Annotated in this window: 17 protein-coding genes; 13 read left to right on the forward strand and 4 right to left on the reverse strand. The window is 66.8% G+C overall.

The features are described from left to right. Positions 1 to 35: 35 nt before the first annotated feature. Genes glmS through ACFIMZ_RS17975 form a run of 3 tightly spaced genes read left to right on the forward strand, consistent with a single transcriptional unit; the run spans position 36 to position 2578 of the window. Positions 36 to 1853 carry a glutamine--fructose-6-phosphate transaminase (isomerizing) gene (gene glmS, locus ACFIMZ_RS17965; protein ID WP_431820690.1) on the forward strand — a complete coding sequence of 606 codons (1818 nt, stop codon included), beginning with the start codon at positions 36 to 38 and terminating at the stop codon, positions 1851 to 1853. Between the two features lie 39 nt (positions 1854 to 1892). After that, positions 1893 to 2360, forward strand: coding sequence for a hypothetical protein (locus ACFIMZ_RS17970; protein WP_431820691.1), 468 nt, complete (start codon positions 1893 to 1895; stop codon positions 2358 to 2360). After that, the gene (locus tag ACFIMZ_RS17975) at positions 2360 to 2578 is read left to right on the forward strand and encodes a hypothetical protein (RefSeq protein ID WP_431820692.1); all 219 of its coding nucleotides are present in this window, start codon (positions 2360 to 2362) and stop codon (positions 2576 to 2578) included. The genes ACFIMZ_RS17970 and ACFIMZ_RS17975 overlap by 1 nt, the downstream gene beginning before the upstream one ends. Before the next feature lie 71 nt (positions 2579 to 2649). On the opposite strand, the gene ACFIMZ_RS17980 is transcribed toward ACFIMZ_RS17975, so the two are convergent. Beyond that, a complete protein-coding gene (locus tag ACFIMZ_RS17980) occupies positions 2650 to 3486 on the reverse strand; it encodes an FTR1 family iron permease (protein WP_431820693.1) in 837 nt (278 codons plus the stop codon). A 12-nt stretch (positions 3487 to 3498) separates the two neighbouring features. Then, a complete protein-coding gene (locus ACFIMZ_RS17985; protein ID WP_431820694.1) occupies positions 3499 to 3831 on the reverse strand; it encodes a cupredoxin domain-containing protein in 333 nt (110 codons plus the stop codon). A 349-nt stretch (positions 3832 to 4180) separates the two neighbouring features. Here ACFIMZ_RS17985 and ACFIMZ_RS17990 point away from each other — a divergent pair, with 349 nt between their 5' ends. Next, positions 4181 to 4381, forward strand: coding sequence for a heavy-metal-associated domain-containing protein (locus tag ACFIMZ_RS17990; protein WP_431820695.1), 201 nt, complete (start codon positions 4181 to 4183; stop codon positions 4379 to 4381). Positions 4382 to 4427: 46 nt separating this feature from the next. On the opposite strand, the gene ACFIMZ_RS17995 is transcribed toward ACFIMZ_RS17990, so the two are convergent. Both ACFIMZ_RS17995 and ACFIMZ_RS18000 read right to left on the reverse strand, forming a co-directional pair. Beyond that, positions 4428 to 5918: an aldehyde dehydrogenase gene (locus ACFIMZ_RS17995; protein WP_431820696.1), complete on the reverse strand. Its 1491-nt coding sequence runs from the start codon at positions 5916 to 5918 to the stop codon at positions 4428 to 4430. A gap of 97 nt (positions 5919 to 6015) precedes the next feature. After that, positions 6016 to 6567, reverse strand: coding sequence for a cupin domain-containing protein (locus ACFIMZ_RS18000; RefSeq protein ID WP_431820697.1), 552 nt, complete (start codon positions 6565 to 6567; stop codon positions 6016 to 6018). A gap of 413 nt (positions 6568 to 6980) precedes the next feature. Between ACFIMZ_RS18000 and ACFIMZ_RS18005 the strand changes: the two genes are divergently transcribed. The 9 genes from ACFIMZ_RS18005 (at position 6981) to ACFIMZ_RS18045 (ending at position 17158) form a co-directional block, all read left to right on the forward strand. Further along, a complete protein-coding gene (locus tag ACFIMZ_RS18005) occupies positions 6981 to 7208 on the forward strand; it encodes a hypothetical protein (RefSeq protein WP_431822525.1) in 228 nt (75 codons plus the stop codon). A 290-nt stretch (positions 7209 to 7498) separates the two neighbouring features. Continuing rightward, a complete protein-coding gene (locus tag ACFIMZ_RS18010) occupies positions 7499 to 8284 on the forward strand; it encodes a gamma-glutamyl-gamma-aminobutyrate hydrolase family protein (RefSeq protein ID WP_431820698.1) in 786 nt (261 codons plus the stop codon). Positions 8285 to 8312: 28 nt separating this feature from the next. Further along, entirely contained in the window at positions 8313 to 9650 is a 1338-nt protein-coding gene (locus tag ACFIMZ_RS18015; protein WP_431820699.1) for a glutamine synthetase family protein, read from the forward strand. A 28-nt stretch (positions 9651 to 9678) separates the two neighbouring features. Beyond that, complete coding sequence (locus tag ACFIMZ_RS18020; protein WP_431820700.1) at positions 9679 to 11121, forward strand: aspartate aminotransferase family protein; 1443 nt, start codon at positions 9679 to 9681, stop codon at positions 11119 to 11121. A 61-nt stretch (positions 11122 to 11182) separates the two neighbouring features. Then, positions 11183 to 12301, forward strand: a complete 1119-nt coding sequence (locus ACFIMZ_RS18025; RefSeq protein ID WP_431820701.1) for a polyamine ABC transporter substrate-binding protein — start codon at positions 11183 to 11185, stop codon at positions 12299 to 12301. 177 nt (positions 12302 to 12478) lie between these two features. Continuing rightward, positions 12479 to 13633, forward strand: a complete 1155-nt coding sequence (locus ACFIMZ_RS18030; RefSeq protein WP_431820702.1) for an ABC transporter ATP-binding protein — start codon at positions 12479 to 12481, stop codon at positions 13631 to 13633. Next, positions 13630 to 14616 (forward strand): ABC transporter permease subunit, encoded by a 987-nt coding sequence (locus ACFIMZ_RS18035; RefSeq protein ID WP_431820703.1) that lies wholly within the window; start codon positions 13630 to 13632, stop codon positions 14614 to 14616. The genes ACFIMZ_RS18030 and ACFIMZ_RS18035 overlap by 4 nt, the downstream gene beginning before the upstream one ends. Further along, positions 14613 to 15446: an ABC transporter permease subunit gene (locus ACFIMZ_RS18040; RefSeq protein ID WP_431820704.1), complete on the forward strand. Its 834-nt coding sequence runs from the start codon at positions 14613 to 14615 to the stop codon at positions 15444 to 15446. Before ACFIMZ_RS18035 ends, ACFIMZ_RS18040 begins: the two co-directional genes overlap by 4 nt. 128 nt (positions 15447 to 15574) lie before the next feature. Further along, positions 15575 to 17158 (forward strand): DUF3138 family protein, encoded by a 1584-nt coding sequence (locus ACFIMZ_RS18045; RefSeq protein ID WP_431820705.1) that lies wholly within the window; start codon positions 15575 to 15577, stop codon positions 17156 to 17158. Positions 17159 to 17184 lie beyond the last annotated feature (26 nt).

A 17184-nucleotide genomic window follows, 5' to 3' on the forward strand; every position in this document is an offset into this window, starting at 1 on the left:
TCGTTGCGCCCGCTTCGACTTACAGGACTGTTTTCATGTGCGGCATTGTCGGTGCAGTTGCAAAGCGTAATATCGTTCCGGTGCTGATCGAAGGTCTGCGGCGCCTCGAATACCGTGGCTACGATTCGTGCGGCGTCGCCGTGCTCGAACCGGACGCACCGAAGCGCGCGCGCAGCGTCGCGCGCGTTGCCGACCTCGACGCGCAGGTCCGCGAGTCGCACCTCGAAGGCGTCACGGGCATCGCGCACACGCGCTGGGCCACGCACGGCGCGCCGGTCACGCACAACGCCCACCCGATCTTCTCGTCGAACGCGCTCGCGCTCGTCCACAACGGCATCATCGAGAACTTCGAGGCGCTGCGCGACGCGCTGCGCGCGCAGGGCTACGAATTCGTGTCGCAGACCGACACCGAAGTGATCGCGCACCTCGTGCACAGCCTGTATCGCGGCGACCTGTTCGCCGCGGTGCGCGAGGCGGTGCAGCAGCTGCACGGCGCGTATGCGATCGCGGTGATCCACAAGGACCAGCCGCACACGGTCGTCGGCGCGCGCCAGGGTTCGCCGCTCGTCGTCGGCTACGGCGACGGCGAGAACTTCCTCGCATCCGACGCGCTCGCGCTGGCGGGCAGCACCGACCACTTCACGTTCCTCGAGGAAGGCGACGTGTGCGAGCTGTCGCTCGACGGCGTGAAGATCGTCGACCGCCACGGCGCGGCGGCGCAGCGCGAAGTGCGCGTCGTCAGCGCGTACGGCGGCGCGGTCGAGCTCGGACCGTACCGGCACTTCATGCAGAAGGAAATCTTCGAGCAGCCGCGTGCGATCAGCGACACGATCCCGCAGGCCGACGCGTTCGACGCGACGCTGTTCGGCGACGCCGCGGCCGCCGCGTTCGGCGAGATCGACAGCCTGCTGATCCTCGCGTGCGGCACCAGCTACTACTCGGGCCTGACCGCGAAGTACTGGCTCGAATCGATCGCGAAGATCCCGACCCAGGTCGAGATCGCGAGCGAATACCGCTACCGCGAATCGGTGCCGAACCCGCGCCAGCTCGTCGTCGTGATCTCACAGTCGGGCGAGACGGCCGACACGCTCGCGGCGCTCAAGCACGCCCAGTCGCTCGGCCATGCGCACACGCTCGCGGTGTGCAACGTCGCGACGAGCGCGATGGTGCGCCTCACCGAGCTGCAGTTCCTCACGCATGCGGGCACCGAGATCGGCGTCGCATCGACGAAGGCGTTCACGACCCAGCTCGTCGGGCTGTTCGTGCTGGCCGCGACGCTCGGCAAGCTGCGCGGGCACGTCGACGCCGCACAGGAAGGCGAATACCTGAAGCAGCTGCGCCACCTGCCGGCCGCGCTGAACAGCGTGCTCGCGCTCGAGCCGCAAATCATCGCGTGGTCGGAAGAATTCGCCCGCAAGGAAAACGCGCTGTTCCTCGGCCGCGGGCTGCACTACCCGATCGCGCTCGAGGGCGCGCTGAAGCTGAAGGAAATCTCGTACATCCACGCCGAGGCGTATCCGGCGGGCGAACTGAAGCACGGGCCGCTCGCGCTCGTCACGGAAGCGATGCCGGTCGTCACGGTCGCGCCGAACGACGCGCTGCTCGAGAAACTGAAGTCGAACATGCAGGAAGTGCGCGCGCGCGGCGGCGAGCTGTACGTGTTCGCGGACGCGGACACGCAGATCGTCAACGACGACGGCCTGCACGTGATCCGGATGCCGGAGCACTACGGCCAGCTGTCGCCGATCCTGCACGTCGTGCCGCTCCAGCTGCTCGCGTATCACACGGCCTGCGCGCGCGGCACCGACGTCGACAAGCCGCGGAATCTCGCGAAGTCGGTGACGGTGGAGTAAGCGGCGCAGCGGGCCGCCGACGAGACAAACGGAGAAAGCATGGTGAGACTGATCGGATGCGGCTTGCTGGCGCTGGCGTGTGCGACGCCCGGCATGGCCGCCGACCATTACGTCGAGGTGTGGAATCCGCCCGAGGCGCGCACGGCTGCGCCGCGGCCGCCGGCGGCGCACACCCCCGACGCGCACGCGACGGCCCCCGCGAAGCATGCCGCCGCCCAGCAGAAAACGGCCGCGAAGCCGCACAAGCGCCACGTCGCGCCCGCCACGCAGACGCTGAGGACGGGCGCGCATCGCATGCCGGCACCCGGCACCCCGTCCGCCACGCCCACCGCGCCCGCCACGCGCCCCGTCGCCCGGCCCGCGCCGGGCCGGCTGACGGTGATGCAGCCGGACGCGCAGGATTCGCCGCATGGTCTCGCCTTCACCGACATCCCGCGGCAATATACGCCGGACGGCAACGTGCTGCGCGTCGGCACCCGCAACGGCCCCGCCAAGGTGACACGATAATGGAAGCGGAAACCTACCACGGCTACCATATCTGGGGCCACGCGATCCTGCAGCAGGACGAGATCATGCAGCCCGAGCGCTTCGCGGCAAGCGGCACGATCACGCAGAACAACAAGCTCGTCGAGGCCTCGGGCGTGCTCGGCGTATTCGATACCGAGGACGAGGCGCGCGTCGCCGGGCTCGAATGGGCGCGCGCGTGGATCGATAACCACCGCTGAGCGCGGCACCGGCCGGTAAACGAACGAAGGGGCGTCATGGACGCCCCCTCGTGCATGCGAACCCGGGTTGTTCAGGCGACCGGTCGCGGCGGCCGCATCGCACCTTGCGGCCGGCCGACGAGCCGCGCGAGCACGACGATCGTCGCCAGCGTCGCGAGGTATGCGACGATCTGGACGCCCGCCGGACGCGCGGTATAGCCGATCAGCGTATGGAGCGCCTTGCCGACGAGGCTCGAATCCTTCAGCAGCCACGACGTATCCCACACCGCGTCGCCCCACGACGGCACGAGGCCGGCCGCCAGCAGGAAGCCGACGCACTGGCTCGCCATCCCGGCCGCGAGCAGCACGATCAGCCCGTTGGTGACGGAGAACAGGCGCTTCAGCGGAATCCGCAGCAGGCCCGCATACATCGCATAGCCGAGCCCCGCGCCGCCGAGCACGCCGAGCAGCCCGCCGGCGATCATCTGCGGCGTCTGCCCCGGATCGCCCGCCGCGATGCCGTACAGGAACAGCACGGCTTCGGAGCCTTCGCGCAGCACCGCGACGCCGACGACGATCGCGAGCCCGGTCAGCGGCTTGCTGCCGGCCGCGACGGCCCGGCCGACGGCGGTCATGTGCAGCGCCATCTCGCGGCCATGCTTGCTCATCCAGATGCTGTGCCACGCGAGCATCAGCGTCGCGACGAACATCACGCCCGCGTTGAACACCTCCTGGCCCATCCCGGACGCCCACTGCGAGATCACGTCGGCGAACGCGGCGATCAGGCCCGCGCCGATCACGCCGCCGACCAGCCCGCTGCCGACCCACCAGCCGCGCCGCGGCACGCCCTTCGTGGCGGCCATCACGATCGAGACCACCAGCGCGGCCTCGAGCACTTCACGAAAGACGATCAGGGCGGTAGACAACATGGCGGTACGCGCTTACTTGACGGTGAGCTTCGTCTTCGACTGAGCTTCGTGGTACTCGTCGTGGAACTCGTAGGTGCCGGCCTTCAGCGGCCCGACCAGGATCTCGGCCGTTTTGCCGGCCGGAATCACCTTCTCGGCCTTGAAGTCGTCGCTTTCGAATTCGGCGGGCGTCGCGTCGAGGTTCTTCACGACGAACTTCACCTTCGTGCCGGCGGGAATCGTCACGCCTTCGGGCGAGAACTTGTGGTCCTTCAGGGTCAGGTTGACGACGTCGTCGGCCGCGAATGCGGAGGTGGCCGACGCGCCCAGCAGGGCCAGCGCAAAGCCGAAAGCGAAACGATTCATGATCAGGAGTAGAAAGAAATGCGGAAGGAAAACTGATATTAAGAGCGATTCGCATTTCCGCATCAATTACCCTTGATCGCAGAATGGGGATCGCGCTTCACACCGTTTCGCAAGCCTTTGTCTCAAAAGGAATTTTGCGACCGTCGCGTCCGACCCTGAACGGTCAATCGGGCTAAATACCGACTGACGATCCGCCCGAAATTCTTATTTGTCCGATTACACGCTGACGAATTGCTTTCGCGTCACGAAAGCGGCGCGCGGGTTATCCTGCGCACCGGTGCGCGCACGCTTGACCTTCCCACGGTGGCAAGCTTCATGCTGTGCGGGTTCGTCAACTCTGGAGAGAACGATGGAATTCGAAGTTCAGGACATGACCTGCGGCGGCTGCGCGAACGCGATCACCCGCGCGGTGACCGCGGCCGATCCCGGCGCGAAGCTCGACATCGACGTCGCGGCGAAGCGCGTGACGGTCGAATCGGCGCAATCCGCCGAGCGCGTGCAGTCGATCATCGAAGCCGCGGGCTTCCATCCCGCACTGCGCGCCGCATAACGCGCACCGCCGGCTCCCGCAGCGCAGCGGAGCCGGCGGCGCGGCCTCACCGCAGCCGCACGAGCGTCGACTTCAGCTCCGTGTACTTCTCGAGCGCATGCAGCGACTTGTCGCGGCCATTGCCCGACTGCTTGTAGCCGCCGAACGGGAAGTTCATGTCGCCACCCTCGTCGTAGCAGTTCACCCACACGGTGCCCGCGCGCAGGCGTCGCGACACCTCGTGCGCGGTCGTCAGGTTCGACGTCCACAGCGCCGCCGCGAGACCATACTCGGAATCGTTGGCGATGCGCACCGCTTCGTCGACGTCGTCGAACGCGATCACCGACAGCACCGGCCCGAAGATTTCCTCGCGCGCGACCTTCGCGGCGGGCTTCACCTCGAACACCGTCGGCTCGACGTAGAAGCCGCCCGTCTCCTGCATCACGCGCGCACCGCCCGTCACGAGGCGGCCTTCGTTGCGCCCCGCGTCGATATAGCCGAGCACGCGCTCGAGCTGGATGCCGTCGACGATCGCGCCCATCGACACCGACGGATCGAGCGGATTGCCGGGCACATACGCGCGCGCGGCCGCGACGAGCTTCTCGATGAACACGTCCTTGATGTCGCGATGCACGAGCAGGCGCGAGCCCGCGGTGCACATCTCGCCCATGTTGTAGAAGATCGCGCCGGCCGCGGCCTGCGCCGCGCGATCGAGATCCGGGCAGTCCGGCAGCACGATGTTCGGCGACTTGCCGCCGAGCTCCAGCCACACGCGCTTCAGGTTCGATTGCGCCGCGTACTGCATGATCAGCTTGCCGACCGCGGTCGAGCCGGTGAACGCGACGCAATCGACGTCGCGATGCAGCGCGAGCAGCTTGCCCGGCTCGCCCGCGCCCGGCACGACGTTGAACACGCCGGCCGGAATGCCGGCCTCGTGCGCGAGCTGCGCGACCTTGATCGCCGTGAGCGGCGACTTCTCCGACGGCTTCAGCACGACGCTGTTGCCGGCGGCGAGCGCGGGACCGAACTTCCACGCGGCCATCAGGATCGGGAAATTCCACGGCACCACCGTCGCGACGACGCCGACCGGCTCGCGCGTGACGAGCCCGACCAGGTGATGATCGGCCGGCACGACTTCGCCGCCGACCTTGTCGATCGCTTCGGCGAACCATTCGACGCAATACGCGGCGCCCGGCACGTCGACCGTCGTCGTGTCGCCGATCGGCTTGCCGGCGTCGAGCGTTTCGAGCAGCGCGAGCTCGTCGAGATGCGCGCGCATCAGCGCGGCCCAGCGCAGCAGCACCGCCTTGCGCGCCCGCGGGTTCAGCCCGGCCCACACCTGCGCGTCGAACGCGCGGCGCGCGGCCGCGACGGCCGCGTTCACGTCCGCCTCGCCGCAATCGGCGACCTTCGCGAGCACGCGGCCGTCGATCGGGCTCACGCAGTCGAACGTCCTGCCGGACTGCGCATCGCGCGACGCGCCGTCGATGAACGCGCGCCCTTCGATCGCGAGCGACGCTGCCTTGTCCTGCCAATCCTTCAAAGTCAACTTGTTCATCAGGATGCCTCAATGGTTGTGACATTCGCCGCGCACGGGCGGCAGCGCACGTCGCGCAGCCGGTGGCGAATGCGGTGAAGCGCGGCCGGAAGGCGGGTCAGAAGGTCGGCGGCGAGTTGGCCGAGACGACCTCGCAGACTTGCTCCGCGCTGGGATTGCGAAAACGGTGCGGCAAACGGCTTTCGAAGTAGTAGCCGTCTCCGGGATCGAGCAGCCAGGTCGCGCCGTCGACGGTGAGCTCGAGCCGGCCCGACACGACGACGCCGCCTTCGTGCCCGGCATGCGCGAGCATCTCCGGCCCGGTGTCGGCGTGCGGCTGGTAGACCTCGCGCATGATGCACATGTTGCGGTCCTTCACGCCCGCGCCGACGAGATGAAACGCGAGCGCGTCGTTGCCGAGGTTCGGCATCGCGTCGCGGCGCGACACCACGGTGCGCGACTCGACGAGCTCGAACGTGAAGAACTCGGCAAGGCTCATCGGAATGCACTCGAGCAGCTTCTTCAGCGAGCCGACCGACGGGCTCACGCGGCCCTGCTCGATCAGCGAGATCGTGCCGTTGGTCACGCCGGCCCGCTTCGCGAGTTCGCGCTGCGACAGGCCATGCTTGTTGCGCACGAAACGCAGGCGCTCGGCGACTTCGGTGGACATCGATTCGGTTTCGGACACGATAAGTGCGATGAAAGAATGAAACGACGCGTGGAGCGGCCGTTGAATATTCTAATCACTTTATCGCGTATATTGATGGGGAAAACCCCGAAAGGCGTTCGAAATAATCGACACCCTCCCCATCATTCCATTTACGCATATTTTATTCGCAGTGCTTGGGGTAAGCCCTGATGATGGCCCGTAAAAAAACATTTGACGCCGTTTTTGGCTCGTATATGCTGGCTCTCAGGTCAGCGTCATTGAACCGTCACGCACATCAAAATGCGTTATTGCAACGCAAAAATCGATGCCCGCAGAGGTTCGTGTCGCCCGGCCGGCGTCTCGATTATTTAAACGCCCCGCGCGTTCAGGCAATCAGGCGTTCAATACTTTCAACGAACCAGTCGAGTGTAATCGTGAGAGTCCGTGGCCCTCTGGTGAGGTGGGATCGTGGCGATGCGCGAAGTAAGCGCAGCGCGACATCCACCATCGCCGATGGCAGTTGCGGCTGGCATAGTCCTCGCCTGCTGCATCTGTCCATCTACACCATCCTGTCCCGTCGTTCCGTCCGGCGTCACAACGCCGTCTCCGCACGCGCGTTCGTCGCCATTCACACCGACGAAGTGGCGTCGCTGCTGCCATAGCGCCTCTTTCCCTCTCACGTCGTCCGTTTCGCCCGCATCCCGTCCGCCGTGTCGCATGACCGGTGACGGATGGCGCTCGCGCATGCATTGCCGCGCACTGCGCCGCACAACGAAACGAACGTCGGCCTGATCGTCGCGTGCAGCACCAACCTCGTGCTGCGCTCCTTCGTCAGCGGCCATGCGCCCAGCGCACGCCTGCAGGGCCGTGTCGCGCCTGCGATTTGCGCAAGCCATGCTTGCCGCGCCGCTCGCCGCGCTTCACGGCTTGCTTAGGTAACCTGATCGACGCAATGGAAAGAAAACCCCTCGTCGGCATCACCGCCGACATGACGCAAATCGGCTCGCATCCGTCGCATACGGTCGGCGACAAGTATGTCGCCGCCGTCGTCGACGGCGCACATGCGCTCGCGATGGTGCTGCCCGCGCTCGGCGAGCGCCAGTCGGTCAACGACATCCTCGATGCGGTCGACGGGCTGCTGTTCACCGGCAGCTATTCGAACGTCGAGCCGCATCGCTACGGCGGCGAACCGAGCGCGCCCGGCACGAAGCACGACGCCGCGCGCGACGCCACGACGCTGCCGCTGCTGCGCGCGGCGATCGCAGCCGGCGTGCCCGTGCTCGCCTTGTGCCGCGGCTTCCAGGAGCTGAACGTCGCCTTCGGCGGCACGCTGCATCAGCGCGTGCACGAAGTGCCGGGCCTCGCCGATCACCGCGAGGACGACGACGCGCCGCTCGACACGCAATACGGCCCCGCACACACGGTGCGCCTGACGCCCGGCGGCGTGCTGCAGCTGCTCGCGGACGGCCGCGACGAAGTGCGCGTGAATTCGCTGCACAAGCAGGGCATCGCGCAACTCGGCGCCGGCCTCGCGATCGAGGCGGTCGCGCCGGACGGCCTGATCGAGGCCGTGAGCGTCGCCGGCGCCGCCGCATTCGCGCTCGCCGTGCAATGGCATCCGGAATGGCGGCATGCGCACGACCCGCTGTCGACCGCGATCTTTCGCGCGTTCGGCGGCGCGTGCCGCGCCCGCCGGGACGCCCGCACGCGCGCCGGGGCCGCCGCCGCGCTCGCGTGAGCGCGCCGACCAACCAACGAGAACAAACATGCACGACATAGACGAATTCCTGAAGAAACACCGGATCACCGAGATCGAGGCGATCATTCCCGACATGGCCGGCATCGCGCGCGGCAAGATCACGCCGCGCAACAAGTTCACGTCCGGCGAATCGATGCGCCTGCCGCAGGCCGTGATGGTGCAGACCGTCACCGGCGAATATCCGGAAGACGGCTCGCTGACCGGCGTGACCGACCCCGACATGGTGTGCGTGCCCGACACGTCGACGATCCGCCTGATCCCGTGGGCGGTCGACCCGACCGCGCAGGTGATCCACGACTGCGTGCACTTCGACGGCTCGCCGGTCGAGATCTCGCCGCGCTACGTGCTGCGCCGCGTGCTCGACCTGTACAAGGCGAAGGGCTGGAAGCCGGTGGTCGCGCCCGAGCTCGAGTTCTACCTGGTCGACATGAACAAGGACCCGGACCTGCCGCTGCGCCCGCCCGTCGGCCGCACGGGCCGCCCGGAAACGGGCCGCCAGTCGTATTCGATCGAGGCGGTCAACGAGTTCGATCCGCTGTTCGAGGACATCTACGAGTACTGCGAAATGCAGGATCTCGACATCGACACGCTGATCCACGAAGTCGGCGCCGCGCAGATGGAGATCAACTTCATGCACGGCGACGCGCTGTCGCTCGCGGACCAGGTGTTCCTGTTCAAGCGCACGGTGCGCGAGGCCGCGCTGCGTCACAACATGTACGCGACGTTCATGGCGAAGCCGATGGAAGACGAACCCGGTTCGGCGATGCACGTGCACCAGAGCATCGTCGACGAGGAAACGGGCCACAACCTGTTCACGTCGAAGGAGACCGGCGGCGCGACGTCGATGTTCTACAACTACCTCGCCGGCCTGCAGAAGTACACGCCGGCGCTGATGCCGATGTTCGCGCCGTACATCAACTCGTACCGCCGGCTGTCGCGCTTCATGGCCGCGCCGATCAACGTGCAGTGGGGCTACGACAACCGCACGGTCGGCTTCCGCATTCCGCACTCGGGCCCGGCCGCGCGCCGCATCGAGAACCGCATCCCGGGCGTCGACTGCAACCCGTACCTCGCGCTCGCCGCGACGCTCGCCGCCGGCTATCTCGGGATGACGCAGCGCCTCGAGCCGACCGAGCCGCTCGTCAGCGACGGCTACGACCTGCCGTACCAGCTGCCGCGCAACCTCGAGGAAGGGCTGACGCTGATGGCCGCGTGCGAGCCGATCGGCGAGATCCTCGGCCACAAGTTCCTGAAGGCGTACTTCGCGCTGAAGGAAACCGAATACGAAGCGTTCTTCCGCGTGATCAGCTCGTGGGAACGCAAGCACCTGCTGCTGCACGTGTGAGCGTGCACCACCGCACTCCGGAGGAAACATGACCTATCGCAACGAATCGGCCTGGATCCAGCCCGCCGCGCCCGCGGCCCGCGCGACGCAGGCCCACATCACGCAGGCCCGCACCACGGCCGAATACCGCGCGCTCGACGCCGCGCACCACATCCACCCGTTCTCCGACATGGGCGCGCTCAATCGCGCGGGCAGCCGCGTGATCGTGAAGGCGGACGGCGTCTACCTGTGGGATTCGGACGGCAACAAGATCATCGACGGGATGGCCGGCCTGTGGTGCGTGAACGTCGGCTACGGCCGCAAGGAACTCGCCGATGCCGCGTACCGGCAGTTGCAGGAGCTGCCGTTCTACAACACGTTCTTCAAGACCACCCATCCGCCGGTGATCGAACTGTCGGCCATGCTCGCCGAAGTCACGCCGCCGGGGTTCAACCACTTCTTCTACTGCAACAGCGGCTCGGAAGGCAACGACACCGTGCTGCGCGTCGTGCACCAGTACTGGCGCGTGCAGGGCCGGCCGCAGAAGAAGTATGTGATCTCGCGCAAGAACGGCTATCACGGCTCGACCATCGCCGGCGGCACGCTCGGCGGAATGGGCTACATGCACGAGCAGATGCCGTCGAAGGTCGAGCACATCGTGCACATCGACCAGCCGTACTTCTTCGGCGAAGCGCAAGCCGGCGAGACGCCTGAAGCGTTCGGCCTCGCGCGCGCGCAGCAGCTCGAAGCGAAGATCCTCGAACTCGGTGCGGAGAATGTCGCCGCGTTCATCGGCGAGCCGTTCCAGGGCGCGGGCGGCGTGATCTTCCCGCCGTCGACGTACTGGCCGGAGATCCAGCGGATCTGCCGCAAGTACGACATCCTGCTCGTCGCCGACGAGGTGATCGGCGGCTTCGGGCGCACCGGCGAATGGTTCGCACACCAGCACTTCGGCTTCGAGCCGGACCTGATCACGATGGCGAAGGGGCTGACGAGCGGCTACGTGCCGATGGGCGCGGTGGGCATCCACGAGCGCGTCGCGCGGCCGATCATCGACAACGGCGAATTCAACCACGGCCTCACCTACTCGGGTCATCCGGTCGCGGCGGCGGTCGCGGTCGCGAACCTGAAGCTGCTGCGCGACGAAGGCATCGTCGCGCGCGTGAAGACCGACACGGGCCCGTACTTCCAGGCGCTGATGCGCGAGACCTTCGCGCGCCATCCGATCGTCGGCGAAGTGCACGGCGCCGGCCTCGTCGCAAGCCTGCAGCTGGCGCAAGCGCCGGCCGAGCGGCGCCGCTTCGCGAACGGCGGCGACGTCGGCACGATTTGCCGCGACTTCTGCTTCAACGGCAACCTGATCATGCGCGCGACCGGCGACCGGATGCTGCTGTCGCCGCCGCTCGTGATCTCGCGTCAGGAAATCGACGAACTCGTGTCGAAGGCGAAAAAGGCCGTCGACGCGACCGCCCAGCAGCTGGGCCTTTCGTAACGGCTTTGCCTACGGGCCGCGGCACGCGCGCCGCGGCCCACCTTACCAGGGGAACTCCACCATGCGTGCTCGCACTCTTCGCCAAGCCTGTTCCGCCGCCGCCCTCGCCGCCGCGGCCGCGTTCACGTCGGTCGCCAGCCCGCCGGCGCAAGCCGCCGACGAGCTGAACGTCTACAACTGGTCCGACTACATCGCGCCCGACACGATCCCGAACTTCCAGAAGCAGACCGGCATCCACGTCAAGTACGACAACTACGACAGCGACGACACGCTGCAGGCGAAGCTGCTCGCCGGCAGCTCCGGCTACGACATCGTCGTGCCGACGTCGAACTACATGGCCAAGCAGATCCAGGCCGGCGTCTACCAGAAGCTCGACAAGTCGAAGCTGCCGAACCTCGCGAATCTCGATCCGCTGCTGATGAAGATGATCTCGGACGCCGACCCCGGCAACCAGTACGGCGTGCCGTGGGCGTACGGCACCGACGGGATCGGCTACAACGTGCAGGCGGTGAAGAAGGCGCTCGGCGAGAACGCGCCGGTCGACAGCTGGGCGCTGGTGTTCGACCCGGCGAACATGTCGAAGCTCAAGAGCTGCGGCGTATCGTTCCTCGACCAGGCGGTCGACGTGTTCGCCGCGACGCTGCAGTACATGGGCAAGAACCCGAACAGCACGAACCCCGCCGACTACCAGGCGGCGTTCGAGGTCCTGAAGAAAGTCCGCCCGTACATCACCCAGTTCAACTCGTCCGGCTACATCAACGACCTCGCGAACAACGACATCTGCGTCGCGCTCGGCTGGTCGGGCGACGTCGGCATCGCGCACCGCCGCTCGTCGGAAGCGAAACGCTCCTACGACATCAGGTTCGCGAATCCGAAGGAGGGCGGCCTCTTGTGGTTCGACGTGATGGTGATCCCGAAGGACGCGCCGCACGCCGAGGCCGCGCTGAAGTGGATCAACTACATCGAGGATCCGAAGGTCAACGCGGCGATCACCAACACGGTGTTCTATCCGACCGCGAACAAGGCCGCGCATCCGTTCGTAACGCCGGCCGTCGCGCAGGACCCGACCGTGTATCCGTCCGAGGACGTGCTGAAGAAGATGACGCTGATGAGGCCGATGCCGGCCGACATCCTGCGCCTGCAGAACCGTCTGTGGGCGCAATTGAAGACCGGCCACTGATCGCGACGCCGGCCGCGATGCGGGCATGAGCCGATTCCTGCCCGCCGCGGCCTGACGTCCGCGCGCGCCACGCGCGCACCGCTCCACCCGGCACGAGCCGTTGCTCGCGAGTCGCGTCCCGCGCCTCGCGCGGGGACGCTCACGCCTGCAATCCGTGACGAACGAATGGTGAAACCCATGCAATCGATACCCTCTTCCGCGGCCGAGCGCCATGCGCAGCCGGCCGCTGCGGCCCGCACGAAGCACGACGCGTTCGTGCGCATCGAAAACGTCGTGAAGAAGTTCGGCGACAGCACGGCCGTCGACAACGTGAACCTGACGGTCGCGAAAAACGAACTGTTCGCGCTGCTCGGCAGCTCGGGCTGCGGCAAGTCGACGTTGCTGCGCATGCTCGCCGGGCTCGAAACCGCGACCGCCGGCAAGATCTACGTCGACGGCGAGGACCTCGCGTCGCTGCCGCCGTATCGGCGCCCGGTGAACATGATGTTCCAGTCGTATGCGCTGTTCCCGCACATGACGGTCGAGTCGAACGTCGCGTTCGGCCTGAAGCAGGAAGGCACGCCGAAGCACGAAATCAGGGAACGCGTCGCCGATGCGCTCGCGCTGGTGCAGATGAGCAAGTACGCGAAGCGCAAGCCGCACCAGTTGTCGGGCGGCCAGCAGCAGCGCGTCGCGCTCGCGCGCTCGCTCGTCAAGCGCCCGAAGCTGCTGCTGCTCGACGAGCCGATGTCCGCGCTCGACAAGAAGATCCGCCAGAAGACCCAGCTCGAGCTCGTGAACATCATCGAGAAGGTCGACGTGACCTGCGTGATGGTCACGCACGACCAGGAAGAGGCAATGACGATGGCGAGCCGCCTCGCGGTGATGAGCGAAGGCAAGATCGTGCAGATCGGCTCGCCCGGCGAAGTGTACGAATACCCGAACAGCCGCTTCTCGGCCGAGTTCATCGGCTCGACCAACCTGTTCGAGGGCCGCGTCGTCGAGGACGAGCCCGACCACATCTTCGTCGAAAGCGACGACCTCGAAGCGCGCATGTACGTGAGCCACGGCGTGACGGGCCCGCTCGGGATGCCGGTCGGCATCTCGGTGCGGCCGGAGCGCATCCACGTGTCGCGCGAGAAGCCGCGCTCGCCGCACAACTGGGCGCGCGGCGTCGTCACCGACATCGCGTACATGGGCAGCTACTCGCTGTACCACGTGCGCCTGCCGAGCGGCAAGACCGTCGTGTCGAACCTGTCCAGCTCGCACCTGATGCACGACGGTGCGCCCGCCTACAACGACGACGTGTTCGTCTCCTGGTCGCCCGCCAGCGGCGTGGTGCTGACGCAATGAGAACTTCCGCTCCCTCCTCCTCCGCGCCGGCGTCGCCCGGCGCCGTGGCCGCGAGCGCGGCCCCCGCGCGCAAGCGGCGCTTCGCCGCGCTGTCGCGCTTCCTGCCGTCCGGCCGCAGCGTCGCGATCGGCGTGCCGTTCGTGTGGCTCGCGCTGTTCTTCGCGCTGCCGTTCGTGCTGGTGCTCAAGATCAGCTTCGCCGACCAGGTGATGGGCATTCCGCCGTATTCGGCGCTGATGCAGATCCAGGACGGCGTCGTGCACTTCGCGGTCCAGCTCGGCCACTACGCGTTCCTGCTGAAGGACGACCTGTACGTCGCGACCTACCTCAGCTCGCTGAAGATGGCCGCCGTGTCGACGCTGTTCTGCCTGCTGATCGGCTATCCGATGGCGTACTACATCGCGCGCTCGGAGCCGGGCACGCGCAACGTGCTGATGATGGCGGTGATGCTGCCGTTCTGGACGTCGTTCCTGATCCGCGTGTACGCATGGATCGGCATCCTGAAGGACGACGGCCTCTTGAACCATGCGCTGATCGCGCTCGGCATCATCCACACGCCGCTGCGGCTCTATCACAGCGACGCGGGCGTCTACATCGGGATGGTCTATTCGTACCTGCCGTTCATGGTGATGCCGCTCTACGCGCACCTCGTGAAGATGGACCTCACGCTGCTCGAAGCCGCATACGACCTGGGCGCCAGGCCGTGGGTCGCGTTCACGCAGATCACGCTGCCGCTGTCGAAGAACGGGATCATCGCCGGCAGCCTGCTGGTGTTCATCCCGGCGGTCGGCGAGTACGTGATTCCGGAGCTGCTCGGCGGCGCGGACACGCTGATGATCGGCCGCGTGATGTGGGACGAGTTCTTCAACAACATGGACTGGCCGATGGCGTCCGCGGTGACGGTGGCGATGGTGCTGCTGCTGCTCGTGCCGATGGCGCTGTTCCAGTACTACCAGGTCAAGGAACTGGAGGGCGCGAAATGATCAAGCCGAGCAAACCGCTGTCGACGGGCGTCCTCGCATTCGGATTCCTGTTCCTGTACATCCCGATCATCAGCCTCGTCGTGTATTCGTTCAACGAGTCGAAGCTCGTCACCGTGTGGTCGGGCTTCTCGCTGAAGTGGTACGCGTCGCTGTGGCAGGACGACGAGCTGCTGTCGGCCGCATGGCTGTCGCTGAAGATCGGCCTGCTGACCGCCACCGCGTCGGTCGTGATCGGCACGTGGGCGGGCTTCGTGCTCGCGCGCTTCGGCCGCTTCCGCGGCTTCACGCTGTACACGGGAATGATCAACGCGCCGCTCGTGATTCCCGAGGTGATCCAGGGCATCTCGCTGCTGCTGCTGTTCGTCGCGCTGGAGCAGATGTTCGGCTGGCCGAAGGGGCGCGGGATGGTCACGATCTGGATCGGCCACGTGATGCTGTGCGTGTCGTACGTCGCGATCATCGTGCAGTCGCGCGTGAAGGAGCTGAACAAGTCGCTGGAAGAGGCCGCGCTCGATCTCGGCGCGACGCCGCTGAAGGTGTTCTTCGTGGTCACGCTGCCGCTGATCTCGCAGGCGCTGCTGTCGGGGTGGCTCCTGTCGTTCACGCTGTCGATCGACGACCTCGTGCTGTCGGCGTTCCTGTCGGGCCCCGGCTCGACGACGCTGCCGCTCGTCGTGTTCTCGCGCGTGCGGCTCGGCCTGAATCCGGAGATGAACGCGCTCGCGACGCTGTTCATCACGGCCGTCACGATCGGCGTGATCGCCGTGAACCAGATGATGATCGCGCGCGAACGACGGCGCGTGGCCGACATGCGGCTCGCGTTTTCCTGACCGCCCCGCTCACCGCTCATCCACCAAAACAATGACGCGGCCCCGTGCGTTCCGAATGATGCGCCGCACGGGCGCCGCGCTGCGCTCATCGCACTTTTGCCGACATACGACCGCTAGGAGAATCCGTGATGAAGAAGAAACTGATCTGCCTGCTGGTGGCCGGCGCGCTGCCGGGCATCGCGCTGGCTGACTCGACGTCCGCCCAGATCAAGGCGCTGCAGGCGCAGGTCGCCGCGCTGCAGAAGCAGATGAAGGCGATGCAGACGCAGCTCGCCGCGAGGCCGGGCGGCGGCGCGAGCGCGACCGCCCAGGCCGGCGCGACGTCCGGCGGCAAGCCGGTCGCCGTCGTGGCCGCCGATCCGTCGTCGCCCGACTACGGCAAGGCGCCCGCCATGCTGAGCAACGACGACGTGACCGAGATGAAGCAGCAGATCGCGAACCAGCAGCTGAAGGTCGACTCGCTGACGGACGCGGCCAACACCGGGCCGATCGCGGGCCTGTCGATCACCGGCTACATCGATCCGACCTACATCTACAACCGTGCGCCGGGCACGTCGTCGTTCCTGTTCGCGAACCACGAGAGTGTGTACAACTACTTCAACAGCACGTTCGGCGACCTGTACCTCGACATCAAGAAGACCTTCGGCGTCGGCCCGATGGCGCCGTCGGCGGAGATCACGCTGATGCCGAACCGCGGCAACGGCATCACGCTGCTCTCGAACTCGCGCGGCAACATCGGCAACAACATCCTGAACACGGCGGTGGTCAACGTGCCGATCAGCGCGTCGACGACGCTCGTCGCCGGCCTGATCCCGAGCTTCGGCGGCTACGAGGTGCAGCAGTCGAACCAGATGCTGACGCTCACGCACAACCTGCTGTACGACTTCTCCGACCCGGGCAGCTACATCGGCGCCGGCGCGAACTACACGAAGGGCAACTGGGCGTGGAAGTTCTTCGTCGGCAACGAGCAATACCGCACCTCCGGTTCGGTCACGCAAACCGGCACCAACGCGCTCGGCGACCCGATCACGACCAGCAACAAGGTGCCGACCTTCACCGCGCGCGCGGACTACACGTGGTCGAGCGCGCTCGACCTCGGCGGTTCGTTCAACATCGGCCGCCAGACGCTGTCGAGCGCGACCGATTCGAGCGGCAACGTGCACTTCGGCCCCGGCGGCGCCGCGCCGAGCCCGTACGGCATGTTCTTTTTCGGCGAAGTCGATGCGACCTATACGCTCGCCGACGTCCAGTACAACGCCGAAGTCGATTACGGCCAGCAGCGGCATGCGGCGTTCAACGGCGGCCTCGCGCAGTGGTACGGGCTGTCGCTGCTCGCGCACCGCAAGTTCAACGCGCCGGTGGTCGGCCGCATGGGCGTGACGCTGCGCTACGATCTGCTCGCGAACAGCAAGAACGGCGGCGGCGGCGGCGGCATCGCGCTGAACGGCAACGGGATGGACCCGAACAACGGCTTCGGCGTCGACGCGGACTGCCTCGCGATGTCGAAGGCCGGCGGCGGGCTCGGCTTCGAGTGCAAGGGCGCGGTGCGCCAGGACGTCGCGCTCGACCTGCTGTTCTATCCGACCCAGCAGATCACCGTGAAGGTCGAATACCGGCACGACTGGGCGAACAACAAGGTGTTCCTGCGCCACGACGGCTCGTACGGCAAGTCCAACGACCTGCTCGCGACGCAGTTCATCTACTCGTTCTGATGCCGGCCGCGCGGGACGCCGTGCAG

Source organism: Burkholderia sp. F1, from assembly GCF_050813845.1.
GTDB classification, from domain to species: domain Bacteria; phylum Pseudomonadota; class Gammaproteobacteria; order Burkholderiales; family Burkholderiaceae; genus Burkholderia; species Burkholderia ubonensis.